At 52.4% G+C, this 25,384-nt stretch carries 20 protein-coding genes; 14 read left to right on the plus strand and 6 right to left on the minus strand.

Annotated features, from left to right (window positions below; translation table 11 throughout):
• Positions 1 to 43 precede the first annotated feature (43 nt).
• From KP806_RS13765 to KP806_RS13775, 3 genes are all read left to right on the plus strand, one after another.
• On the plus strand, positions 44 to 1,006 hold the full coding sequence (locus KP806_RS13765; protein WP_224724266.1) for an S-layer homology domain-containing protein: 963 nt from the start codon (positions 44 to 46) through the stop codon (positions 1,004 to 1,006).
• Between the two features lie 267 nt (positions 1,007 to 1,273).
• Entirely contained in the window at positions 1,274 to 2,536 is a 1,263-nt protein-coding gene (locus KP806_RS13770; RefSeq protein ID WP_224724267.1) for an S-layer homology domain-containing protein, read from the plus strand.
• 294 nt (positions 2,537 to 2,830) lie between these two features.
• Entirely contained in the window at positions 2,831 to 8,224 is a 5,394-nt protein-coding gene (locus KP806_RS13775; protein ID WP_397376396.1) for an Athe_2463 domain-containing protein, read from the plus strand.
• An 82-nt stretch (positions 8,225 to 8,306) separates the two neighbouring features.
• On the opposite strand, the gene KP806_RS13780 is transcribed toward KP806_RS13775, so the two are convergent.
• A complete protein-coding gene (locus tag KP806_RS13780) occupies positions 8,307 to 10,058 on the minus strand; it encodes a glycoside hydrolase family 2 protein (RefSeq protein WP_224724269.1) in 1,752 nt (583 codons plus the stop codon).
• A gap of 395 nt (positions 10,059 to 10,453) precedes the next feature.
• Here KP806_RS13780 and KP806_RS13785 point away from each other — a divergent pair, with 395 nt between their 5' ends.
• Positions 10,454 to 10,642, plus strand: a complete 189-nt coding sequence (locus KP806_RS13785) for a hypothetical protein (protein WP_224724270.1) — start codon at positions 10,454 to 10,456, stop codon at positions 10,640 to 10,642.
• Between the two features lie 390 nt (positions 10,643 to 11,032).
• Here the strand turns inward: KP806_RS13785 and KP806_RS13790 are convergent, their stop codons facing one another.
• The gene (locus tag KP806_RS13790) at positions 11,033 to 12,202 is read right to left on the minus strand and encodes an ROK family transcriptional regulator (protein ID WP_224724271.1); all 1,170 of its coding nucleotides are present in this window, start codon (positions 12,200 to 12,202) and stop codon (positions 11,033 to 11,035) included.
• A gap of 227 nt (positions 12,203 to 12,429) precedes the next feature.
• Here KP806_RS13790 and xylA point away from each other — a divergent pair, with 227 nt between their 5' ends.
• A complete protein-coding gene (xylA, locus tag KP806_RS13795; RefSeq protein WP_224724272.1) occupies positions 12,430 to 13,743 on the plus strand; it encodes a xylose isomerase in 1,314 nt (437 codons plus the stop codon).
• Between the two features lie 19 nt (positions 13,744 to 13,762).
• Entirely contained in the window at positions 13,763 to 15,259 is a 1,497-nt protein-coding gene (xylB, locus tag KP806_RS13800; RefSeq protein ID WP_224724273.1) for a xylulokinase, read from the plus strand.
• Positions 15,260 to 15,277: 18 nt separating this feature from the next.
• Here the strand turns inward: xylB and KP806_RS13805 are convergent, their stop codons facing one another.
• Positions 15,278 to 16,186 carry a helix-turn-helix domain-containing protein gene (locus tag KP806_RS13805; protein ID WP_224724274.1) on the minus strand — a complete coding sequence of 303 codons (909 nt, stop codon included), beginning with the start codon at positions 16,184 to 16,186 and terminating at the stop codon, positions 15,278 to 15,280.
• A gap of 181 nt (positions 16,187 to 16,367) precedes the next feature.
• On the opposite strand from KP806_RS13805, the gene KP806_RS13810 reads away from it, so the two are divergent.
• Positions 16,368 to 16,778, plus strand: coding sequence for a hypothetical protein (locus KP806_RS13810; RefSeq protein WP_224724275.1), 411 nt, complete (start codon positions 16,368 to 16,370; stop codon positions 16,776 to 16,778).
• Positions 16,779 to 17,148: 370 nt separating this feature from the next.
• On the opposite strand, the gene KP806_RS13815 is transcribed toward KP806_RS13810, so the two are convergent.
• Positions 17,149 to 18,408: a BaiN/RdsA family NAD(P)/FAD-dependent oxidoreductase gene (locus KP806_RS13815; RefSeq protein ID WP_224724276.1), complete on the minus strand. Its 1,260-nt coding sequence runs from the start codon at positions 18,406 to 18,408 to the stop codon at positions 17,149 to 17,151.
• Between the two features lie 67 nt (positions 18,409 to 18,475).
• On the opposite strand from KP806_RS13815, the gene KP806_RS13820 reads away from it, so the two are divergent.
• From KP806_RS13820 to nadE, 6 genes are all read left to right on the plus strand, one after another.
• Positions 18,476 to 19,318, plus strand: a complete 843-nt coding sequence (locus KP806_RS13820; RefSeq protein WP_224724277.1) for an alpha/beta hydrolase — start codon at positions 18,476 to 18,478, stop codon at positions 19,316 to 19,318.
• Between the two features lie 49 nt (positions 19,319 to 19,367).
• Entirely contained in the window at positions 19,368 to 21,053 is a 1,686-nt protein-coding gene (locus tag KP806_RS13825; protein ID WP_224724278.1) for a two-component system sensor histidine kinase NtrB, read from the plus strand.
• A gap of 52 nt (positions 21,054 to 21,105) precedes the next feature.
• Positions 21,106 to 21,246 (plus strand): hypothetical protein, encoded by a 141-nt coding sequence (locus KP806_RS13830; RefSeq protein ID WP_224724279.1) that lies wholly within the window; start codon positions 21,106 to 21,108, stop codon positions 21,244 to 21,246.
• Between the two features lie 32 nt (positions 21,247 to 21,278).
• A complete protein-coding gene (locus KP806_RS13835) occupies positions 21,279 to 21,674 on the plus strand; it encodes a DUF3905 domain-containing protein (protein ID WP_224724280.1) in 396 nt (131 codons plus the stop codon).
• Positions 21,675 to 21,750: 76 nt separating this feature from the next.
• Complete coding sequence (locus KP806_RS13840; RefSeq protein ID WP_224724281.1) at positions 21,751 to 22,185, plus strand: BrxA/BrxB family bacilliredoxin; 435 nt, start codon at positions 21,751 to 21,753, stop codon at positions 22,183 to 22,185.
• A gap of 14 nt (positions 22,186 to 22,199) precedes the next feature.
• On the plus strand, positions 22,200 to 23,009 hold the full coding sequence (nadE, locus tag KP806_RS13845) for an ammonia-dependent NAD(+) synthetase (protein ID WP_224724282.1): 810 nt from the start codon (positions 22,200 to 22,202) through the stop codon (positions 23,007 to 23,009).
• Positions 23,010 to 23,236: 227 nt separating this feature from the next.
• On the opposite strand, the gene KP806_RS13850 is transcribed toward nadE, so the two are convergent.
• Entirely contained in the window at positions 23,237 to 23,464 is a 228-nt protein-coding gene (locus tag KP806_RS13850; RefSeq protein WP_224724283.1) for a hypothetical protein, read from the minus strand.
• Between the two features lie 205 nt (positions 23,465 to 23,669).
• On the opposite strand from KP806_RS13850, the gene KP806_RS13855 reads away from it, so the two are divergent.
• Positions 23,670 to 24,068: a ribosomal maturation YjgA family protein gene (locus tag KP806_RS13855; protein ID WP_224724284.1), complete on the plus strand. Its 399-nt coding sequence runs from the start codon at positions 23,670 to 23,672 to the stop codon at positions 24,066 to 24,068.
• A 29-nt stretch (positions 24,069 to 24,097) separates the two neighbouring features.
• Here the strand turns inward: KP806_RS13855 and KP806_RS13860 are convergent, their stop codons facing one another.
• Positions 24,098 to 25,261 carry an SGNH/GDSL hydrolase family protein gene (locus tag KP806_RS13860; protein WP_224724285.1) on the minus strand — a complete coding sequence of 388 codons (1,164 nt, stop codon included), beginning with the start codon at positions 25,259 to 25,261 and terminating at the stop codon, positions 24,098 to 24,100.
• Between the last annotated feature and the right edge of the window lie 123 nt (positions 25,262 to 25,384).

Raw genomic sequence — 25,384 nt, forward strand, 5'->3', positions numbered from 1 at the left:
TATTAAGAGGTTTCAGTCATTACATAGGGAGAGATGCAGGTTGATGATGCGAGAAATCGTTTATAGAGGCGTGAATCTAGTTGTGGTGCTGGCGCTGCTGCTGGCGGTTTTTCCGTTAGCGGCGTCGGCGGCCGGGCGCGTCGAGGTGTCGAAGACGTATGAGCTGAATGAAGCGGCAGCGTATATTTCTTTTATTTTGGAGGGGAGTGACGGGGAGTTTGATTCAGCCTTGAGAATGCCGGGGGGACATGTCCTGCGGGTAACGAAGAGCAACAAAATAAGCGCCGGCGGCAAGGTGCAATGGACAAACGAGTATGTAATCCGGAAGGCGCCGAGAGGCACATATAAGTTTACCATTTCGGCGCCAAAACGGGCTTATTACAATCTGAGAGTAAACGTGCCGCTGTTTTCGGATATTCCGGGACATTGGGCGCAGGAAGATATAGAAGCGCTGGCTGCTGCGGGAACGGTCGCGGGGTACGGCGAAGGACGCTTCGGTCCGAATGACCAGGTGACAGGGGAAGCCTTGATCAAAATGCTCGTCCTGTCGCTGACGGAGGAGCTGCCGAACGGAAAGCGGCAATGGAAGAAGTCATTCCGGTGGAGGGTGAAGGACGAGCGGCTGGGCGCGCAAATGGGTTTGGCGGAGTACAGCTTGCTTCCGGAGACAGGCAAGCGCTGGTCGGCTCCTTATTTGTCGGCGGCCAAGGAGATCGGCATCACGGAGGACTGGTCGGCTGACGGGCTTCGCGAACCGTTCAAACGCAAGGAAGTGGCGCTGCTGGCAGCCAACGTCATGAGAATGGTTGCTCCAGCCAGGCTGGCCAAGACTCCGGCATTTTCGGACATGAACGCGGTGGAAGCCAAGTACCGGGATGCGGTTTCGCTAACTGCCGGCTACAGTGTCTTCAGCGGTTATCCGGACGGCACGTTCAGACCGGAGGAGCACGTAACCCGTGCCGAGGCGGCGATCGTGATTACGAGGTTATTGGGGTTTTTGAAATGATGGTTTTGGATTGCAGGGAGAGACAATCCGCTATTCGTGAAAAACAATCGGAATGTAAATGTGAATGTGAATGTGATTTGCTGACTGTGGACCCGCTGTTCTTCATCCTCTGCTTCAAAATGAGGCTATTTTCGAGGAACAAGGGCTTCGCTGTTCGCAGGAGCGTTGAAACGATTCATTTTACAGGTATAAGGGATTTCGTGTCCGAGCAATACGCTCGAAAAAAAGTCGCAGGGTGCGCACAGAACAAGCATAGGAGTGATTTCGTTGTTTAAACAAGCAAAAGTTGGATTCATCGCGTTATGCCTTCTTATCGGTACTTCCTTGCAGGGGGCGTCCGGCAGCCATGAACGGATAGCGGCGGCGGAGAAGCAGCCGTTTCCGGATATTGCGAACCATTGGGCGAAGGAAAGTATTTTAAAGGCTGCCGAATCCGGCCTTGTCGAAGGTTACCCGGACGGTACGTTTAAGCCGGATGCAGTGGTGAGCGGGGATCAATTCGTATCAATGATGCTACGTGCTTTCTCGGATGGCGGGGAGAATTTTGATCAGGGTTGGTTGGATCAATTGATGTATGTTCAGCCGGGGTTTATTGGACCAATTCGTTCTGCCGTAATTGAAAACAAGTTTAAATTCCAAAATGCTAAGTCTGGGTATTGGGCGAAGCCTTTCATCGATATGTTATACGACATGGATGTAATGATGACGTTTGACCCTGTTTTTCCAAAGGACTATGCGCTCTATAAGAAACAAATTACTAGAGACAGAGCTTCATATTTACTAGGGAAATGGTTCACTACTTTAGAAACTAATTTCGATGCTGCCTATAGTGAGTATGTTAGATCGAATAGTGGACTGGTTGATATGGGCAGTTCAATTAATTCGGCTGCAAGTGGATATCGAGCTACAGCCTTAATTGCAGGATTAATGCGCGGTTGGAATAATCATTTTTATCCTAATCGGTACGTGACTCGCGCCGAAGCGCTTACCATGGTTCAACGACTTCGTGATTCTTCGCTACGCGATCCTTATAAGCCTAATTTGAAAGGGCAATTGTACGTTGAACTGGAGGGGCAAATTTATTTGTACAGCGATAAGTACAAATATGATTCTTATAAAAAAATTGTTGAGTTAGCTAAGAAGCATGTTACGAGCGGTTATGTTGGTGTTGGGAACTTGGGGGTTATCATTTTTGATAGTAGAGAGTCTTTTGATAAACATGACTTTTTAACGCGACTGGGAGATTTCTCGAACTTACCTGCGATTGAATTTGGATTGACTGTAGCTGATGGGAATTCAAGTTATCTTAGTATGGTTTATCCTAGAAATAAGAAATACCCACATTCTACAACACTAGTAGATGCAGCATTTGAATTATTTGCAGGGGATAGTAAGGGAACACAATTAAAATCAAAAGTATTTGCTATGGAGAAATACCTGACTACAAAGGCTGTTGAATTTTCATTTAACAATAGGGATTTTAAAGCATATGTAGCTGGCGAATTAATTAGATTAGAGAGGCTCTATTAAGATTATGAAAGGGGCATGTTATTGAAAAGGATAAAGGGTAATGTATCATTTTGGATGGTATCTATTATTTTTTTATCAATGGTAATTTCTTTTATTTCACCTTTAGCATTTGTTCAACATACGTATGCGGCAGACAAAATAAATGGTTTTGATAATCCTTGTGGTTACAATACACGATCAGATGGAAATATTCCTACGGGAGTTCGTCCATGTAACGTAGATGGTTATAAGTTTAACTCGAAATTATATTATAACGAGTTCACCATGAACGCTTCTGGTAAGAAATCTCCGCCTATGAACTTAATAGTGTACGGTGATTATTCATCAATTCCGGAAAGGAGTCAAGATTTTAAGAGGGGTTGGCAGACAGAAGAAAACCTTGTAATTAATCCGGAACCAAGTGGAGAAGGTCATTATTACGCATATACTGCAAAATATGGTGGATATAAATTTGGTGAATACAGATATTTGGGTTATACGATTGATGGTACTTTGTTTCCAAATAGTTATTTTATTGTGGATGATGATGTAGGGGCAAAACTAGGTGATAAGCATTGGGTTTTTCAACCATGGAAATCCCTCCCTACATCCTATAGACATAAACCTGAAACTCCTGGATTTTTGTATTTAAATTATTATGATAATACTATCGATGAAAGGTTCAGCAAGCTCTTTAGTAACATTCAACGCTCCCTAAACTTCACCATTACCCAAGGAGTCAAATACAGCGACCGCTACAAAGTTCTTAGCCAAACCCCTGAGAACATGGATCCCAGAAACTACATGGTCGTCAACCAGCCGGCAACAGCCCGTGAAGCGGGCTTTGGGACGATGTACCACTACAGCTGGGCGTCGCATTCGTTATGGTATCAGACCTTTACGCTAGAAAAATTGAAGGGGCCCGAAAAAACGGCGCCGCCTGCAGCGTGTACGGCAACAGCTGTGGAGAAGCAGCCGATTCCGATCGGCAAAGAACGAAAAGTGAAGGTTCAGGTTAAAGTGACAGGAACGCTGCAGGATCAGCTCTATTACGGAAGTTTGCCGGCGGAGGCGTTATTTTATACGAGAAAAGAAGTAAAGCATTGGCAGCTCAACTTGTATGACCGGGATAAAGATACCTCCCTTGATTTAGCTTCCAATAACAAATCGGACGGCGTAATCGTCAAGGATAATACCGGGACCGGTGTGTTCACGATTGAAGTTGATACGGATAAGCTGGACAAAACCGATCCGAAGGCTTGGAAATATTCAACGGATGCTAAAGCCGTCGCTTTTTATGCCAATGATACGGCTGCCGTCCCTTCAAAATCGGGCAGTCCCGTTTGTTATCTCAATCTCACCTTTAAGGGCAATGAGAAAGGCACGATGGAGTCCGGCTTCAACGTCATCCCTCAAGTCCAATTCACGAAGAAATCCGAGTTCGACAAAGAAAGAATCGGCTACCAGGACTTATCCTACGGAAAAGACGCGGACTATTATATTTTCGAAATTTCTAACGATGAAGACGGGACAAAAGCAACTAAAACCTTTGACCCGGCCATCCCCGAAATTCAGAAGCCAAGCGCGGGTTATCTGGATCAGGATGCGGTTCGGACATTTTTACACGACTACATAAAAACGAAGTTTTCGGAGTCATCGTCAAACCGGCGATTAAAAACATTTCATATCAAGCAGACGATTGTCGATAAAGACGAGCCGGTCAACAACCGATCGGTTGCGATGAAGACGGTAGTCGTCATACAGGATGCTCCAGTTGAAATAATAGGGGGCTGCAGCAATCCTGACGCTGTTTTCCCGCCTGCCCCGCCGCAATACATACAGCCGGAAGCAAGCTGGCCGCTTGACTGGTACGATGTCGTGCCGTTTCCGGTAACGGATGCAGCGCCTGGCTACATACCCGCACCTAGCTGTAAAGCTGCGCCCGGCTATGAGAGCTTCTCCAAAAAAGCGTTCGTCGACGGCAAGGAGATCGATGTTAAAGCCTTTTTCAAAGGGGAGTATGTGTTCGGCGAGGCTGCGCTCGGGATCCGCGAAGTCAAAGTCGTTTGGACCGCGCCTGACGGTACGGAATCATTTTTGATCAGGCACGTTGTCATTCACGAATCGAAGCCTAGAGTGTCGCTTACGCTCGAAGGAGCCTACAAGCAGAATCGGACCATGATGGCCTATGACCGCTCCGCCGCGAGCAACGACCAGTGGGTGGAAGGCAATGCCCCGCTAGAAATTACGAATTTCAGCTTTGTCGACACGGACAATCCGGGCCTGAAATGCCGGACGGGCTATTGCGAGAGCAATCTAAAGCAAAAAATGTTTATGTACAAAACACCCGGCAGCTACCGGATGAGCATTGCGGCCAAACGCGTCATTCCATACGGAAACGGAAAATCGATTACGAGATATTCGGATCCGTACGTTGTCGACTATGAAATATTGCCCGACCATAAACCGGCTATCGTCGCCCACGCTTACGGCTCTCAAATTAGCCGCTTGGACGAGCTTCAGCTGTACTACGATGTGCAAAGCACGGATGAGGATTATATCGCCTCCAGAACGTTGAAGGTTCTGTATGATGCCGACAATGACGGTACCTTTGAAACTGACGTTTACGAAACAGCCGAGTCAGAGCCGGATTTCCCGGCGTTTACCAAGCTGGGGCAGTATCGGATCGTTGTGAATGCCAAAGAAGGGACGAATCAGGCACGCCTTTCGGAATTTATAACGCCTGCGGACGATCAAACCCATACTTTTGCTTCAACTTTTTTTGTGGACAATTATGAGCCTTCAAGCGATTTGTATTTGGAGGTCCCGAACGAAAAACCGGATCTGGATGTTTTCTTTATGCTGGATTCCAATTTATCGCAAAGCTCGGCCGATTACGTCAAGAACAACAAAGTGACGATTACGAACGCTTTTACGACGGCGGGCATGCTCGCCAATATCGGGATTTGGGATATGAAGACGTACACCTATGATCAGCCGGCAAGCACCTACAGAAGCACAGGTTCAAGCTATCCTCCGAGCACGACTGTTTATTCAAGCTCAGGATATTCGGGCACGCTGTCCCGCACGAGCGTATCCAATTCTCCGTATACGAGGGATGAGGGGCGGTACGTATCGAAAACGGACTCCAAAACCGCAACGGATTCCTGCAGCAATACCGTGACAACGACGTATAACTCGAACGGCTTTGCGAGTGGAAGCTCTTCCTGGAGCGAATGCCCCGGCAGCAAATCATACAGCGACGGAAGCTACTCCGGAACGCTAAGCCGGACGGGAAGTTCTGCAAGCGGCTCATGTCCGACATCGGGCGGTCCCAAAAACGGATCCTGCAGCGTAACCTGGACAGCCAGTTATTCAGGAACGGTATACTGGACTCGTAATGTATGGGAGCCAAGAATGGTCAGCTACGACGATTATACGGGGTACTATAGCGGGACGATTTACAAGGATGTCCGGCAGCCTTATGATGCGTCATTTTTACGGGCCGTTCCTTCCAAATATGTCGTATATCTATCGGACCATTCGGTAAGCCAACTGCCGGATTTGCAGCAGGTCATGGACAAGCAGGCTGCGAGATTGATTTTTGCCGGCAGCCCCGCCATACAGGAGCAGATGGAGCATGACAAGTATATCCCTAACGGCAAAGCCATAGAACAGCTGATTGGCGAGGTGATCGATTACATCGGCGAAAATAACCCGGCCATTCCGAAGGTCTATAAGCTGGCCGGAGAGGAGGTAGTCACGCACACCGCAACCTTCGATTATGAGCAGGATTCAATTGGGCTGGACGAATTGCAAATTATTCAGGATCCGGACCATTTCGACAATTCGTTAGGCTACGATCAGGTCAACGGAAAATCGTTGATTTCGGAAAAAAACGCCGCTAACTGGATGGCATACCGTTCAACATTAAAGCTGAATAAGCCCGGAAAATATATCTTTTTCCGCCGAGTAAAGGATATGCCGGCCGCCGACCCGCTTTTCGCGGATTACGCTTATTATTCGAACGAATCGGCAATCGAGGTGTTTGTTCACCGCAAGCCGGTAGCGGATGTGTCGCTTGATTTCGATTACCAGATGACATCGAATACGTACCGCACCAATTGGATCGATACGAGCTACGATCTTGACCACAGCGTAACGAGGGCGGATACAGATCGGGGAATTCAGGATCGGGCCATTAAATTCACAAATCAGGCGACGGGAGAGGCGTTTACCCAAATTCCTTCCTCCTTGCCGCCCGGCACTTATGTATTGGATTACAGGGCTCAGGATTTGGAAGGAGCGTGGTCCGATCCCGTGCAGCGGACGTTCGTGCTTCCGGATACGGTGCCTGTCCAGCTGAAGGGCCGTTTGAAGACGGCTTACAGCGGCTTTTCGTTAAACGGCGTACCGGCCGGCGAGAGTTTGATCGCCCATGAGCTCTGGACGAGGTATCCGTACGCGATCTCGTTAGCTTTTGCGATGGGAACCCAGATTTCCCGGTTTGTTCCTTTTTATACCGGCTCCAAAAGCGGCAATGACGTGTCCTGGAATGACGAGACGTTTACGATTCCAGTCTCGACGCCGGACGGGTTGTATACGTTCAAAATTACAGGCAACGGCTCCGTAGCCGGCTCCACTGCGGAGAAATCGTTTCAGGTTCAGGTAGCGACACCGATTCAACTGACCGGAACGATTCATGCTGCGGACGGCTCGGGGAACGGCATCTCTACTCTGGTCACAAATGAAGGCTACAGCTTGAAGGCGGAAACGACGAAATATGCAAATGCCGTTACGGTAACAACATTCAAAGGGACTACTTACCAAAGAACCGTTGCACTTTCGTCCTCTACCACCCAAACCGCCGGTTACGGGCAAAAGAGCTGGTCGGGAAGCTTCCAGACAGGCGCCGTTCCAAACGGGTTATACACATTCGAATGGCGGGCAACGACGCCTAACGGCAATGTGCAGACGGTAAGCAAGACGGTAGAAATCGTTAACAACCGCCCTCCGGCGGCCGATTTCGACTGGTCGCCGAAGCCGGTGTACGAAGGTGATACCGTCTCGTTCCGGTCGGCCGTTAACGATCAGGACGGCAATGAGCTGACGATTGCATACAGACTGACAAATCCTAACGGTACTCATACAAGCTATTCCTATACGAGCGCGGGACCGGGATATTCGCCGGAAGGACCGACGGTAAAACTTGCAGCAACCGGGACTTGGACGATGAGGATGACGGTCAGCGACGGCATTGCCGAGCCCGTTATCGTGACCAAAACCGTGCAGGTGCTGCCGCTGTCCGTATCCGGCCGCGTTAAGCATACGGAGCTTTGGGATGAGCACCGGCGGAAATATAATATGGACAGAACGGGCCGATTCGATTCGCCGCGCGTGTACTCCGTGTTTTGGGCAGGCGAGAGATTTATGCTCGAAGCGAATACGACGGTTACTGGAACGGCAACGGGAGCGGATCGCGTCGAAGTCTCGATGGGAGATCACACCGTTGTATTAAACCCGGCTAACGCAGCCAGGACCAGCTGGAAAGGCGTGCTGTGGGACGAATCGTTTGCGGAGCAGCCGGACGGAAAGCTTACTTTTGTTTTTCGGGCGTACTATAGCAATGGCGTTGTGAAAAACAATACAGTAGAGATAACGCTGGACGGTTCCGTGCAGGACATTGCCGGCGTCCATCGCGTTCATTAGGCAAACTTGTTGGGGACTGCTCTCTTAGGCCATTTCGGCCTGAGAGAGCAGTCCCCTGTTTGTTTACGTTATATGGTAAAAATTAATCCTCGATCGCGGCCTTGCGGCTGTTAATCGCATGCAGCTTTTCTGCATTGAACTTAGGCTCGCGTGCGTAGGTGTAGAGCCCGTTAACCTCTTGCTCGACATCGTATAGCTGCGTATAGCAGAATCCGAACATGTTCGGATTGTCCAGAAGCGTATTGGTAAGCCCCTCGTAGCGTTCCATAAATTCCTGCTCGCTCTTCGGGCGATCGCCGTAGCCCCAGCCATTCTCGCCTGTCTGACCCGGATTCCACCAAATTCCGCCGTATTCGCTGACGAAGTAAGGTTGGCCGCCGTAAGCTTGCCGGTCCGGGTAGGAAACCCATGCTTCTCCGTTTTCCGCCAAAGGCCGGTATCGCTCGCGGAAGGTTTCCGGATTCTGATCGTAGTCGTGTACGTCGAAAATATCCGTCACCACATGGTAATTGCCGCTTGTATCGATGACCGGGCGGGTAGGGTCCAGCGCTTTTGTCGTCTCATATACGATCCGAAGCACATCGTTATCCTGGCGGGTGCCCCGCGAAGAATCCCACGTTTCGTTAAAGGGACACCAGCCGACGATGCTCGGATGATTGTAATCCCGTTCGATGCCCTCGATCCATTCCGGCAAAAACCGAGCCAATGCCGACACATCGGTAATATCCAGCCCCCAGTTGGCATGCTCGCCCCATACGAGATAGCCAAGCTTGTCGGCCCAATAGAGGAAGCGGGGCTCGAACATTTTTTCGTGCAGTCGGGCGCCGTTGAAGCCGACAGCCTGCGACAGCTCGATATCGCGCTTCAGAGCTTCGTCGGAAGGGGCGGTATAAATGCCGTCCGGATAAAAGCCTTGGTCAAGCACGAGCCGCTGAAACACCGATTTCCCGTTCAACCGGAAAGCCATGCCATCCAGCTGAACAGTGCGCAATCCGAAGTAGGAATCGGCAGCGTCAATTGTTTTGCCTTCATGAACGAGCTCAAGCTTAAGGTCGTAGAGAACGGGAGAGTCCATTTCCCACAGGTGAATCTCTGATAATGCGACAGTAGCCGTCACTGAGGACATGGAACCGACGGCCGACGTTTGTCGTCCTGCCTCCTGACCATCCAGCATGGCGACGCATTGCAGATGGACGCCATTTGAGGGACCTTTTATTTTGGCCGCGACATGGAAAGCGCCGTTATCCGGATCCGGCGTAAGCCGGAACGATTCGATGTAGCAGTCCGGCACATGCTCCAGCCATACCGTCTGCCAAATGCCGGTTGTGCGCGTGTAATCGCAGCCTCCGGAGTGGAAGTTGTAGCTTTGCTTGCCGCGCGGTTGTTTGCCGGAGCGAGTGTCATCCACCGCATAGACTGTGATCGTGTTGCTTCCGGCCTGCAGAAGAGGCGTGATGTCGAAGGAAAAAGAGCTGTAACCGCCGCGGTGGCTGCCGGCTTGCTTGCCGTTCACCCATACTTCTGCTTCGTAATCTACTGCTCCGAAGTGGAGCAGAACACGGCCGCCGTTCCAATCATCCGGAACTTCAAACGAACGCTTATACCAGACGGCCGGCATAAAATCCGTATGCCCGATGCCCGACAGCTCGCTTTCCGGACAGAAGGGAACGGTGATCGCGCCGCTGAGCTTCGCATCCTCCTTATTCAGGCCTCTTGCGATACCGCTTTTGCCCGGGTCCATTTCAAACTGCCATTCGCCGTTCAAATTCAGCCAGGCATCGCGAACGAACTGCGGCCTCGGATATTCGGGTCTTGGAATGGAATTGTTTTGCATCATCACAGCTCCTTTATTTAATTTTAAAGTTAATAACAAGGCGGAAATATACTATTATTTAAGTTTTAAATTGATTAAATGTCAATATAGGTAATGAAATTAGTGTTTTAATTAATAAATGAGTTAATTGAATGGTCGGATTTCGGTAGGTCGGAGGAGCGGATGGATGGTGGCTGGAGGTGAAGTGGAGGGGCTGGATGGGATGTGAGGGAAGGCGGTGAGGAACGAGAGTGGCTGAATAGGATAGGGCGAGTGGTGAGGAACGATAGTGCTGAGTGGGTGAGAGAGTAGGTGGTGAAGGAACGAGAGTGGCGGATTATGTTGGAAAGGGCGATTTTCGCCTCGGCTGCAGTAAAGTTACTTATCAATCTGCTGCAGATTGTGCAGCAGTATGAATGGATGCGGATCGAGCCTATTATTCTCTGCTGCAGAATGTGCAGCAATATGAATGGATGCGGACCGAGCCGATGATTCTGCTGCAGATTGTGCAGCAGCATGAATGGATATGGACCGAGCCGATGATTCTGCTGCAGTATATGCAGCAGAATCACGATCTTAGGGCCATTTCGAGCTCTGAGAGGTAACTTCTGCTGCAAAAGTGCAGGCTAACGCCGCCGACTTCTCGTCATGTAAGGTTTCTGATGTAATTAGTGCAGCAGAATCGAGGAATGGTGAAATGAATGATTAGAGAATGGAGAAAATGGCGGAACGGAGTAGTGGATAATGGCGGAACGGAGTAGTGGATAATGGAGGAACAGAGGAACAGAGGAACAGAGGAACAGAGGAACAGAGGAACTGAGGAACTGAGGAACTGAGGAACTGAAGAACGGAAGCATGGCTGAATGGAAGAATGGAGTAATGGAAGAATGGAGTAATGGGTAATAGAGGGAGAGGTGTATTGAGCAACAGAGAAATGGCGAAGCAGCCTATCGTTCAGCTGCAGAAACTGCAGCCGAACGCAGTAACAGCGAGACTTAGTGCTGCCCGCTTTTGATTTTTGCAAAAAAGCTGCTGATCGCGTAATAGGCCGCGCCGCGAACGGCGGATTGTTCGCCGAGTTCGGCGAACAGGATGCGCATTCGCTCCCGGTGATATTGCAGCGCCCTACGGTCGACGGCCTCCTGAATGGCCGGCTCCAGCCACTGTGCAAGACGGCTCATCCGGTTGCCGAGGATGACGACATTGGGGTTGAACACGTTGACGATATTCGCAATACCCGCGCCAAGAAAATCGCCCGTCGAACGAATAAGCCCGATAATTTTTTCATCGCCTTCCGCGGCTGCTTGAAGTACATCCTCGAGGCTTTCGCACCCGAGCGGAGAGGCGGAGCTGAGCAGCGCATGCTCGGACGCGTAAAGCTCCCAGCACCCTTGGTTGCCGCAGCTGCATGGCTTGCCATTGTATTCAATGGACAGGTGCCCGAGCTCGCCGGAAAAGCCGGATGCCCCTTTGTACAGCTCCTTGTTCAAAATAATGCCCGTCCCGATCCCGATCCCGACACTCACATAGATCTGATTGGCGATGCCTCGTCCTGCACCGTATTTCTGCTCGCCCTGAGCGCCTGCATTCGCTTCGTTGTCGATGGTGACGGGCAGGCCGGTACGCTCCTCCAAATGCTTCTGAAGCTCGATATTGCGCCATTTCAAATTCGGGGCGAACAGAATCGTCCCGCTGCCGTCCACGATGCCCGGCACGCCGATCCCGATTCCGACAACTCCATATGGGCTCTCGGGAGCATCGCGAAGCAGCGTCTCGATACATTGCTCAAGCTGCTCGATGGCAAAGCCGGCGTCCTGCCGCTTAAGCACTTGCTGGTACTCCCGGGCAACGCCGCCTTCCAGATCGACCAGCAAGCCGCGGATATAGTTGACGCCGAGGTCGATGCCGATCGCGTAGCCGGCTTTTCCGTTAAAGAGCAGCATGACCGGTTTGCGGCCGCCGCTCGATTGGCCGGGCCCGATTTCGAGCACGAAGTGATTATCGATCAAGTCCTGAACGAGACTGGAGACGGTCGCTTTATTCAGGCCGGTAAGCTCGGAGATTTGCGCTCTCGAGAGCGGCGCATGCTTCAGCACGGCATCCAGCACGATGGAAGTGTTTATTTTTTTGATTAGCGCCAGGTCGCCAGTAGGTTTCTTCTTCAAGGTAAAGCCTCCGTCCGCGTAACAATAACTATCATTGTATCATGAAACGCCGAATAGTGAGATTGCTCAAGCCGCATACTGAATACGGCAAAAAAAACAAATCGTGATTTCCAACAGTTTAACACAAAAACTTAGTTTGTTTAATAGACAAACTAAGTATGTCCGTGTTATTCTGTGGTTAAGCACTTACAAACCTATTGAAATCCACGAAGGAGGACTTAATTTTAATGAGTTATTTCAAAGGAATAAACACGATCCAATTCGAAGGTAAAGGCTCCGACAACCCGCTAGCATTCAAACATTACGATCCTAAACAAGTTGTACTTGGCAAAACAATGGAAGAGCACCTGCGCTTCGCAGTTGCTTACTGGCATACATTTAACGCTAACGGCACCGATCCGTTCGGCGCTCCGACGATGGTTCGCGGCTGGGATCAATTTAACGGTCTTGACCGTGCGAAAGCCCGCGTTGAAGCGAACTTCGAGTTCATGGAGAAGTTGAACATTCCTTTCTACGCGTTCCATGACGTGGACATCGCTCCGGAAGGCGAAACGCTGCAAGAAACGAACAAAAACCTTGACGTGATCGTAGCGATGCTGAAGGACAGCATGCAAGCCTCCGGCAAAAAGCTGCTTTGGAACACGGTTAACATGTTCTCGAACCCGCGCTTCGTGCACGGCGCAGGCACAACCTGCAACGCTGACGTATACGCATACGCAGGCGCCCAATTGAAAAAAGGCCTTGAAGTCGGCAAAGAGCTCGGCGCAGAAAACTATGTATTCTGGGGCGGCCGCGAAGGCTACGAAACGCTTCTGAACACGGATATGGGCTTTGAGCTTGACAACCTTGCCCGCCTGTACCACATGGCGATCGCTTACGCGAAGGAAATCGGCTTCGACGCCCAATTCCTGATCGAGCCTAAGCCGAAAGAGCCGACTAAGCACCAATACGATTTCGATGCGGCTACAACAATTGCATTCCTGCAAAAATACGGCCTGAAAGACCACTTCAAGCTGAATCTTGAAGCAAACCACGCGACGCTTGCCGGCCACACATTCGAGCACGAAATCCGCACGGCTGCAATCAACGGCATGCTCGGATCGCTTGACGCGAACCAAGGCGACCTTCTTCTTGGCTGGGATACGGACGAGTTCCCGACTGATCTGTATTCGACGACTCTCACTATGTACGAAGTGCTCAAAGCCGGCGGCATCGGACGCGGCGGCGTAAACTTCGATGCGAAAGTCCGCCGCGGCTCGTTCGAGGCGGAAGACCTGTTCCTCGCGCACATCGCCGGCATGGACAGCTTCGCTTGGGGCCTGAAAGCTGCTGCGAAATTGATCGACGAAAAGATTCTCGACAGCATCGTAGATAACCGTTACCGCAGCTTCAAAGAAGGCATCGGCGCGGAAATCGTATCCGGCAAAGCGACGCTTGCATCGCTTGAGCAGTATGCTCTGCAAAACAACCCGATCAAAAACGAGTCCGGCCGCCAAGAGCGCATCCGCCTCATGCTTAGCGAAGTTATTTTCAGCGTTTAATTCGGGAGGCGCCTGGCTAATGAGCTATGTAATCGGTATAGATTTGGGAACGAGCGCGGTTAAAGCGCTGCTCGTTGACCGTAACGGCACGGTAGCGGCGGAGGCATCCCGCAGCTACCCGCTGTTCCACGAGCATTCCGGCTGGAGCGAGCAAAAGCCGGATGACTGGGTGGATGCAACCGCTGAAGCGCTGCGCGAGCTGGCCGCAACGGCCGGAATCGACGCATCCGCGATCGAAGGCTTAAGCTTCTCCGGCCAAATGCACGGTCTCGTGCTGCTGGATGCGGAGGGCAATCCGATCCGCAACGCGATTTTGTGGAACGACACGCGTACGACTGAGCAATGCCGCGAAATTGAGCGTGTGCTTGGCGACAAGCTACTTAGCGTAACGCGCAACCCTGCGCTTGAAGGCTTTACGCTGCCGAAGATTCTCTGGGTTCGCCAGCATGAGCCGGAAGCGTTCGCCAAAGCGGAGCTGTTCCTGCTGCCGAAGGATTACCTGCGTTACCGTCTGACCGGCGAGCTGCATATGGATTACTCCGATGCCGCGGGCACGCTGATGCTGGACGTGGCAGGCAAAGCCTGGAGCGGAGAGGTGCTGGAATCGTTCGGCCTGACGGCAAGCTTCTGCCCGCCGCTTGTAGAATCGCACGGTCTGGTCGGCACGCTGCTTCCGCAAATTGCGGAGCGCACCGGTCTGAATGAAGCAACAAAGGTATTCGCCGGCGGGGCGGACAACGCTTGCGGCGCGATCGGCTCCGGCATTTTGTCCGAAGGGCTTACGCTTTGCAGCATCGGCACCTCTGGAGTTATTCTCTCTTACGAGAACGACAAGACGAAGGACTTCGGGGGCAAGGTTCATTTCTTCAACCACGGCAAAGAAGATTCCTTCTACGTCATGGGAGTAACGCTGGCGGCCGGGTACAGCCTCAGCTGGTTCAAAAAGACGTTCGCACCGAACGAATCGTTTGATCAGCTGCTGGAAGGCGTCGGCGAGGTGAAACCTGGGGCAGGCGGCTTGCTGTTCACGCCTTATCTGGTCGGCGAGCGCACGCCGCATGCGGATTCCGTTATCCGAGCCAGCTTCATCGGCGTGGACGGCTCGCATGAGCGCATCCACTTCGCGCGTGCGGTAATGGAGGGCATCACTTTCTCGCTTAACGAGTCGGTGGATATGTTCCGCCGTGCCGGCAAGACCGTCGACACGATCGTGTCGATCGGCGGCGGCGCGCAAAATCCGGCCTGGCTGCAAATGCAGGCGGATATCTTCAACGCCAACGTTGTTGCGTTGGAGAACGAGCAGGGTCCTGGCTTAGGCGCGGCTATGCTTGCGGCTTACGGCGCCGGCTGGTTCGAAAGCCTGGAGGCCTGCGCGAACAAATTCGTGAAGCATGCGGACTCGTATTCGCCGCAGCCTGAAGCCGTAGAGGCTTACGAGGGCATTTTTAAAGTTTATCAGCAGGTGTACGAGCAAACCCGCAGCTTGAACGAGGCCATCGCGCCTTACCGAGGGTAAGCAAAACAGCTCCAGCGTTTAACGCTTGAAGCTGCTCCATATGGCCTCGGGCCGCACCCCCAGCTCTCCGGCGATCAATTCCGCCGTGAGGCGCTGGGGTTTTTTTATTTTGCCGTTGCGGATTTTGGAAATCGTGGTAAGCGAGATGAGCGTCGACTGGGCCAGGGAGGTTACGGATATGTTCTTGCTAAGCATAAGCATACGCAGCTTGTAGGACGGATCGTCGTCCAGCGCGTTTACCTGCATATTTTGAAAGAGGAGGGCGAAGCTCTTGAAGCTCCTGTTCCCGTTATAAAAAGGCCGAATGACAGCATCTGCGTTGTAGAAGCGGTCGCCAAGCTTAAGCTGGAAGCTCAGGCTTTCGGTTGTCCGGTTGTTCCGGGCATGCTCCAGCGCTCTCTTCAGCTTGTTCCGCTCCTGCTCGGGGACCAGCTCGAATATCGGCTTGTTCGTATAAGACGAAGCCGGCTGTCCGACGACAGGCGTATAATAGTGCTTGAACGATTGAATACCGAACCTTTCGTTTATTGTACAGGCGATCATGATCTTATGGTTCAGCACGTATTCGTCGATCCATTTGGTCTCGCGCAAATCCTTGCAAATAAGAACATACAAAACTTGCTCGGCCGCCTGCAGCTTGCGGCAGGTCAGCTGTACGGCTGCCGGCGTAGAAGATTTTGTGACCAACCTGCATTCCAGCGACGGGGTGAAGCTCTGGTCGTCCGAGAGCTGACGAAGCATGCCGGCAAAGCTCAGCCCGGATTCCGGCGCGGAAATGACCGCCGCGGGATCGAGCAGCAGCAGATCCGACTTCTTAAAGCCCGAGAAAGCGGCAAACGCCTGGTTGACATCGCGTATATACCAGCGGGATTCGCCGGATTCAACGATAAGCATAGGATCGGAAAGCAAATAAAACAAATGATTCATCGGTGAGACCCTCCCTAATGCCAGTATATCAAACAAGTATGTTACCAATTATGTCACAAAACATGACGTAATGACATCCTTTTTTATGAAAAATACGTGTCAGATTTTTGTGGTCATGATAGACATGTTTTTAGCGGACATTTGGCATACTATAGCAAAAGCCTGGAAGGGAAGCTGAGATATGTCTTACAATTCCGCATTGCTGTTTGATTTTAACGACGCGCAAAGCGCGGCGCTTGCCTGCGAGACGCTGCAGCAGCTTGGATACGAAACGGTGCTTCACGACGGCAGCCGGATGCATGTGCATTTGGAGGGGAGCGATCTGACGTCGGCGCTGGAAATTGCCCAGTCGCACGGGGGGCAGCTCGTGGAGCAGTCAAGCATCGCGCAGGGGGCGTTGACGGACAGCGCATATTCGCTTGATACGATAGCGATTCCCGCGCATTTCGTGAACGAGGAGTGGGGAACGCTCGAGGAAGGAGCCGATGCGGCGGACGGCTTGCACAACCGGGACGAAGACGCGGACTACCGCGACGAATTTTTGCCGGATCCCGGTACTTACGATCACTTTTCGGGAGACGTTCATATTTGAGCGGAAACAGGAAGGGAGGAGGCTCACACGCAGCGTAGTACCTGTCGTGGCGAGCATCCTCCCTTTTTATCGTTCCTATAGGCGTGCTTCATAACTGGATTGAGTGTGGTTATTTGTGAGTAAGTCACAATTTTTGAGAAAATAACAGGATTTAATCCGGTTATATCGTCCGAATGTTAGAGAATCTGTCGTTAAGTTGACGTTTATATACATACTATCCATCTATTTCTCGAAAATTCGCTGTTCGGCTGATTTTTTAGATACATCCATTACAGTTAATTCATCCAGCAGCTATATACGCTGCAGAAAATTCGCCACGGGGCTGCAGTACTTAATCAAGCCCGCCATGCCATTCCCGGCTTTGAGCGTCCTATCGCCCGAGAACGGCGTTCTCGCCTGCCGTATAGCCCGTCGAGAAAGCTGCGGTAATGTTGTATCCCCCCGTATAGCCGTGAATATCCAATATTTCTCCGCAAAAATACAGCCCCACCATCAGCTTGGACTGCATCGTCTTCGGATCGATTTCCTTCAGATTTACGCCGCCGCCGGTCACAAACGCATCCTCGATCGACAGCGTGCCGTACACGCGGATCGGAAAGTGCTTGATCAGCTGGGCCAGGGTTAACCACTCCTGCTTCGGAATATGATCAAAAGTGAGGGTTTCAGCCAGATTTGCCTTCTGCAGCAGAAGCGGGATCAGCTTTTCGGGCAAGTAGCCCTTGAGAACGTTTTTGACCGATTTTTTTGCTTCGTCCCCGGCAAGCTTCAGTGTTTCCCGGTATACTTCGTCCTTGCTTTTGTCCGGCAGCAGATCGACGGCTGCCTCGATATTGCCCGTACCATACTGCTTTAGCGCCTTAACGACAAACTGGCTGCACCTCAGCGCGATCGGCCCCGAAATGCCGAAATGCGTGAAGATCATGTCCCCGCGATGGGAGACGATCGCTTTCCCCTTCGGACTCCACACCGAAAGAGCGACATCGCGAAGCGACAGCCCCTGCAGCTCCTTGCTCGTAATGAACGGCTCATTCGACGTTAGCGGCACCTCGGTCGGAAACAGCTCCGTAATCGTATGGCCGGCCATTTCCGCCCATTTGTAGCCGTCTCCGGTCGAGCCGGTCTGAGGCACCGACTTGCCGCCGGAGGCGATGATGACGCTGCGACCCTGATAAACCTGACCCGATCTCAGCCGTACACCCGTCACGCTTCCGTCCTCATATAAAACGCGATCGACCGCCGCATTCAGCTGAATATGAACGCCCTGCTTGCGTACTTGGCCGACGAGCGTGTCCACGACGGTTTTCGCCTTGTCGGTAACGGGAAACATGCGCCCGTTATCTTCTTCCTTCAAGGCAATGCCAAGCTTCTCGAAAAATGAGATAATATCCTTATTATTAAAGTTCGCGAAGCTGCTGTATAAGAACCGGCCGTTGCCGGGTATATGCTTAATAAGCTCGTCCAGCTCCTTGTTGTTCGTCACGTTGCAGCGGCCGCCTCCGGAGATGCCGAGCTTGCGCCCGAGCTTCTCGCCCTTGTCGAGAAGAAGCACGGCGGCGCCGTTCTTGCTGGCCCCGATTGCGGCCATCAGCCCGGCGGAGCCTCCGCCGATTACTATTGCGTCATATTGCATAAATAACCACCCGCTATTTTTTCAAAATAATAAGACTATCATACCACAAAGAAAGGCGGCGATCGCTATGCTGAGAGAGGAATGGCTATTAGCCGGAATGAACGGCGCGAGCTTGTTCGCGAGGGAGTGGAAGCCGGACAAGGGGGAGATCCGTGCCGCGGTATGCATCATTCACGGGATGGGGGAGCACGGGGACCGTTACACCCATGTGGCGGAGCTGCTTACGGAGTCCGGATATGCGGCGCTGGCGCTGGACCAGCTAGGCCACGGCCGCTCGCCCGGCAAGCGCGGCCACCTCGGAACGCTTGAGCAGGCGCTCGGAAATGCGGAGCGGTTGGTACTTGAGGCGGCGAGGAGACATCCGGGGACACCGGTTTTTCTGTACGGCCATAGCATGGGCGGGAACGTGGCGCTGAACTGCGCGCTGCGGCGGGAGCCGATGCTCCACGGCCTTATTCTGACCAGCCCGTGGCTGCGGCTGGCCTTTAAGCCGAATCCCACCGTGGAATGGATCGGACGCAAGCTGGCATCGATCGTGCCGTCCTTACAGCAGGAGACCGGCTTGAACCCCGCGGATTTATTTCGACCTGGATATGCCAAGGCAGCCAAAATCGTGGAGGATCTGCTTTGCCATACCAAAATTACGCTGAGCACCTATAAGGAAATTACGGACGGCGGCGAATGGGCGCTTGCGAATGCGCAAAACCTCCGGCTACCCGTGCTGCTTATGCACGGCTCCGCGGACCGGATTACCTCGGCGGCCGCAAGCGCCGCTTTGGCGGAAACTCTTGGGCCGAGATGCGATTGGAAGATTTGGGAAGACGGCCGCCACGAGCTGCACAACGATTTGGAGGGCGAGAAAGCCGTTTGCGAAATCGGAAATTGGATACGACAGCAATTGTCAAAATAATAGGTTTGTGTTTTAATCGGTTTATAGCAAACAGAGGAGCCGATCGTTCGTGCTAAAGGAACTGCTGTTACAATTCGTCGTATCCTTGCTGCCGATATTCGCTTTTCAGCTGTGGTATGACCAGGAGAACCGAAAAGGAATATCCGTGTTTATGTGCATTTTTTGCAGCGTGTCGATGGCGCTGTGCATGCTGACCGCTGCTGACGTAAACGGTTTCGAAGTAGACTTTCGTCTCATTCCCTATATGATCGGATCGTTATACGGGGGATTTCCGGCGCTGGGTATCCTGACGCTGCTATACATACTGATGAGAATACCGATGCTGGACAACGTATGGGAAACGGCGAGCTTCTTCTTGTTCATCGTTTCGTTCGTCCCCCTGTTATACCTGTCAATAAAGCCATTTCAGCGTGCGTCGGCGCTTCGGAAGGAACGCAACGGGCTGCTTCTGATGTCCGTGCTGATGCTCTATTTCATTATTTCGTTATTCGGTTACATATCGGCGAGCGGTTTTACCTGGACGGTTCTTATGGTGCTCACGCTTGTGCTGGCGGTGACCTCCTCCTTGACGGCAACTTGGCTGTCGGTGTTCATGATTGAAAGCGTAATCGAAAAAAAGCGGCTTCACCGGGAGGTTATACGAATATCGGATAATTACCGGTACGAAGTGGAGAAGCTGCAGCAATTCATTGATGAAACCTCGTTTGCCGTAATTGTCGTGGACAACGAAGGCTGCGTTACGCATTTTAACGAGATGGCGGCCAAGCTGCTCAGCCTGCAGCCGGCGCTCCAGGGCGAATTCCTCGGCGAGCCGTTCGAGTCGGTATTCGAGCCCGGTCAAGGCGATGTCCAAGCCGGCCTTCTCCGGCAGGCGCTTGAGGGCACGAAGGCTACGGCGGTTCCGGTTATGACCGGAGATAAAATGCTTCTGAACACGACCTTTTTCTTGAGAAATTCTCTCAATGACAAAATTGAAGGAGCGGTACTCATGGCCCAGGACGTCACGGAAATCAGACAGCTCCGGGACGAGGTAGGGCGTATGGAGAGGCTTAGTCTTGTCGGCCAGATGGCCGCAAGCATCACGCACGAGATCCGCAATCCGATGGCGGTGATCCGCGGCTTCGTGCAGCTGATTCAGGAGCGCAGCCCGAGTACTCAGCACGAATATTTCCGCATCGTCATGGAAGAGCTGGACCGGGCGAATATGATCATCAGCGATTTTTTGTCGCTGGCGCAAAACAGGGACCTGAGCATGGAAGAAGCTTCTCTGCACGATATCATCAACGAAATAATACCTCTGCTGAATGCCGATTCGAATTTGAGGGGGCAAACGCTTGAAGTCAGCTTTTGCGACAGCTTGCCCCGTCTAATGCTGAACGATCGGGAAATTAAGCAGCTGCTGCTTAATTTGGCCCGCAACGGCATGGAAGCGATGGGGGATAAAGGCCTGCTGAGGATCAGCACGGAGTACACCGGCGACAGAATCGAGCTGAGAATTTCGGACGAGGGAACGGGCATCCACCCGGACAAAATGAAGCACTTGTTCGAGCCGTTCTTTACGACGAAGACGCAGGGAACGGGGCTTGGTCTCCCGCTGTGCCTGAGCATCGCCGAGCGTCATAACGGACAAATCGACGTCGAATCCGTAGAAGGAGAAGGGACAACGTTCATCGTCACCTTCAACCTTGAGCCGGCAGGCGGTACGGACAAGGACGGTCACAGCCAGGCAAGCTAATAAGTGAGCCTCCTCCTGCGCATACTACAGAAAAAGGGAGGAGGGGAGTATTTTGACCCAGCACCAAGACGACAAAAACCGTTCGGCAGAGCAAGCGCAGCAAGCGGCGAAGAACGCTGCGGATAAAGGAAAGTCGCCCGAAGACCCGGGCTTCGACAAGAAGCTGGACGGTCCGAACCGCCCGTCTATCTAGAATTCGCAACGGAACGTACGGGGGGCGATCGCTTGACAGAGCGGAAACGCGAAGGCGGCAAAAACCTGCCGGAAGACGATCCTGCGCTTGATCCTTACGAGATCGAATTTTTGCCGCAGTTTCGCGAAGGCCGGGGGGAAAGAGCGCCTTTTGTAAATAAATACGGCGTCGTGATCGGGGATCATATTTATGAATCGCCGGAATCGCCGCTGTCGCAGTGGAGCGAGGATACCGATCCGGCCGTCATGGCCGGCGACGAATGGGTACATCCGTTCAAGGATATCGGTTTTCAAACGGCTGAGAATCGCGACATTTTTGAGAAGGGCCTGCCGCCGCAGGGCGGCATTTTCATGCATCCGGACAAAGACGCCGCCTACGGCGCCGGCGATCCGGACGATACGTCGGATAAAAGGCAACCGGAGCAGTAGGCTCCGGTTGCTTTATTTTCATATCGGGCGGTATAATAGTTACTAAAATATAGTCATTATAAAGGAGAGTGTTTCGATGTCGATGTCATTCGAGCGATACATGTTGGATATGGTACAGCCTATGCGGGACGATCTTACCCGCGTCGGCATTCAGGAGCTTCGCACGGCAGAGGAAGTAGAACAAACGCTGCCGAACGCGAAAGGCACAGCTCTGGTCGTCGTTAACTCCGTATGCGGCTGTGCGGCAGGCCAAGCCCGTCCTGGCGTTGCGGAAGCACTCCAGCACGATATTACACCTGATCATCTTTACACTGTATTTGCAGGTCAGGACAAAGAAGCGACAGCGAAGGCTCGCGAATATTTCACTCCGTACCCGCCGTCATCGCCATCCATCGCCTTGATGAAGGATGGGGAGCTTGTACACTTTATCGAGCGTCATCAAATCGAGAACCGTTCGGCTGCCGATATCGCGGCTGACCTGACCGATGCATTCGATCGGTTTTGCCGATAGGCAGGTGAGATCCTATGAGCCTTCAGCAGGAAATTATCAAAAATTTGGGCGTAAAGCCCGAAATTGATCCGGATACGGAAATCCGCAAGCGCGTCGATTTTCTTAAGGAATACGTTAAGAAATCGGGAACGACGGGCCTGCTTATCGCAATTAGCGGCGGCATCGACAGCGCGGTAGCTACGGGCCTCTGCAAGCGTGCGACCGATGAGCTCAGCGCCGAGACGGGCAAGGAATACATGACGCTGGGCGTGTTCCAGCCTTACGCGGAGCAGTCGGATATTGCGGACAGCTATGCCGTAGCCGAAGCTTTCCAGCTGAAGTATAAGGTGGAAACGAATATCGCGGAAGCGGTGGACGAAATCGCGCTCGAGGTAGAGCACGGACTCAAGAAGCTCGGCATGCCAAGGCATTTGAGCCGCGGCGGCAAGGGCAATATTAAAGCCAGAACGCGAATGGTAACTCAATATGCGCTCGCCTTTGATCTGAACCTGCTCGTGGTGGGCACGGACCATGCATCCGAAGCAATCACCGGCTTCTTCACGAAGTGGGGCGACGGCGCGGTAGACATTACTCCGCTCAGCACGCTGAACAAACGTCAGGTACGCCAGCTGGCTTCCCATCTGGGAGTGCCGCAAAGCGTGCTCGATAAGGCCCCGACCGCGGGACTATGGGACGGGCAAACCGATGAGGGCGAGCTTGGCATTACGTACGGCGACAACAGCGATTACCTCGAGGGCAAGGAAATCAGTGTTGAAGCACGCGAGAAGCTGGAGAAGCAGTATTTGAAAACCGAGCACAAGCGCTCTCCGATTCCGGGCATCTAAGCAAATGCCCGGCAACAGCAAGAGACCTCCCGACCGGCGGATGCCGGAAGAGAGGTCTCTTGTCCAATTCTAAGCATTTATAAAGTTTCATCTTTATTTTGCTTAGAATTCACCGCGAAACGTATGCTGAGCCTCCAAAGGACGGCACAGAACCGAGCTGCGCAAAGATGCAGCTAACGGTTCGTGCGTAACGTCAGCCGTTTACGCTTGGTTATAAGTACGCTTGTTTATAAGAACTTTTCCGGAAGCGACTTCAATATTTCTTCATACTGCAGAGCGACTGCGACTTCCAGAATATGAACAGGGTTCTGGTGGGCGTAAGCCAGAAGCATTTCCTTATTGAACTCGTCATCGGTCATCTTCAGGCTTCTTTTAATTAATTCCATCATTGCTCTTTGATTCCGGTAGTTGAGTTCCCCTATTTTCTCCATTGCTAATTCAATATCACTTGCCATAGATACACTCCTAATATCCGTCATATGAGGTAAATCGGAAACAAATAGACTGATTATATAAAATTCGAAAGCCGGGCTTATTTTGTGGGGGGAAGAAGCTTGTTCAGGCTGTTGTTGGCGTATCCAATTTTCGGAAAAATAGAATCCGATTCTGCCGGACCCGGTGCCGAAGCAGTAAGGTTCGAAGGAAGGAGGCGTGACAGCGATGAAAACGAGACTGCCATATCTGGCGGCAGCGGCTGCCGCGATGCTGCTGGGCTACTGTTCAAGAGCCTATTCCGGCGCACTCCCTGCCTTCGCCCGCGAGCATTTCGGCGATGCGTTGTGGGCGGGCATGATTTATTTCGGCATCCGTTTCCTGGCGGTGCGATGGAAGCGGCGTCACGCTGCGCTGGCCAGTGCTTTGTTCTGTTACGGGATTGAGTTTAGCCAGCTCTATCAGACCGAGTGGATCGCAGCGGTTCGAAGCACCGCACTTGGAGCATTGGTGCTCGGGAGCGGATTTTTGACGGTTGATTTGGTCAGATATTCAGCCGGTATCGCTGCCGCGCTGCTGATCGACGTCGTCATATTCGGCTCCCGATCCGAGAGGCGGACGCTTTAATATAGAGCCCGTCATCGGATCTTTTTCAATTAGCGGTTACCGCCAAAGGACGGCGACAGCCGTTTACTTTTGTACCAGGTCAAAAAAGCGTCGGCAACCGCCGAGCCCGCCAAGCCGTTCGGGTGCGGATCGTTATGGGGACTCATGTATGCCGTCTGCAGCAGCCGGTCATTCGGCGGCTCTTGGCCAAGCACCTTCGCGATATCGAAGACACCGGCAATCCCGATGTCCGGGAGGCTTCGGATCCAGTCGTTGACGGTCCGCCAGACGGCCTCCTGTTCACCTTCAAAGTTGAAGGCAGGCAGCGTGCACAGCCATACGGCTTTGCCGTTTGAAAGCTGTCCGATTACGGACGTTAAATCGGCCTTCAGCTGCTCTGCACTGCGGTTCCCCGTTCCGATATCGTTTACGCCGAGGCAGACAACAACCTCGTCGCCTTGCATCGCTTTGTTCAGCCACACGTTGCTGTGAACCAGATCGTATGCGCGTGCCCAGCCGCTGCCTATATTCCAGACGCCTGTATCGGCTTCTAGGCCGGCGGCGATTTTTGCCGCCCAGAACGCATAACCGTCCTTCTCCGTCCGGACGCCTTGGGTAATGGAGTCCCCCAAAAATACAAGCTGCTTCGATACTTTCCTCTCATAAGCGAGAAGGGAAGGGACGATTTGGCGATTAACAGCCGGAGCATAGCCTTCTGCGGAGGCTTGTCCCGCCTTGTCTCCATCCGCTTCATAGGCGCTTGCAAGCAGCGTTTCGGTATTAAACGGGACGCCGTCCTCCGGACCGTACGCCGTAATCGTCCAGCTAAATGCCAAATAATGATGCTCCGGGACGGTAACCGGGACCGCATCGCTCCAAAACCGCTCGCCCGGAAGCACATCCTTGGAGGATGCTCCTCCGAAGGTTACGGCTTTCTCCGTACCGGAGACAAAGCTTCCATCCGGCTGCGCACCGCCGTCGGCTACGAAGCAAGCTTCGATCCGCCAGCGTCCGCCCAGATCGCCGGCTCTCGATTCAGCGCCGTCGGCCCAGGTTGAATCGACTGCATTGCTGTGCCACAGCTTGAATTGCAGCGGCCCATGCTCTCTAGGCCGGATGAAGGTCCGGAAGGTGATCGTCGTCCTCGACTCCGGCCTCCAAATGAAATTTGCAGAGCTGGACAGAGAAGTCAGTGAGGTATATCCGTTTTGCAACAGCTTCAGCTCCTTAATCGATGTGATTGCGCTCCCATGAAGGCTGACCAACTCTCTCTCAAGCTAACATGATTTTGCCAGGAAAACAATGAAGAGGTTTCGCCAGACGCCGAATTTATATAT

This window comes from Paenibacillus vietnamensis, assembly GCF_020169515.1.
In the GTDB taxonomy this organism is placed as follows: domain Bacteria; phylum Bacillota; class Bacilli; order Paenibacillales; family Paenibacillaceae; genus Pristimantibacillus; species Pristimantibacillus vietnamensis.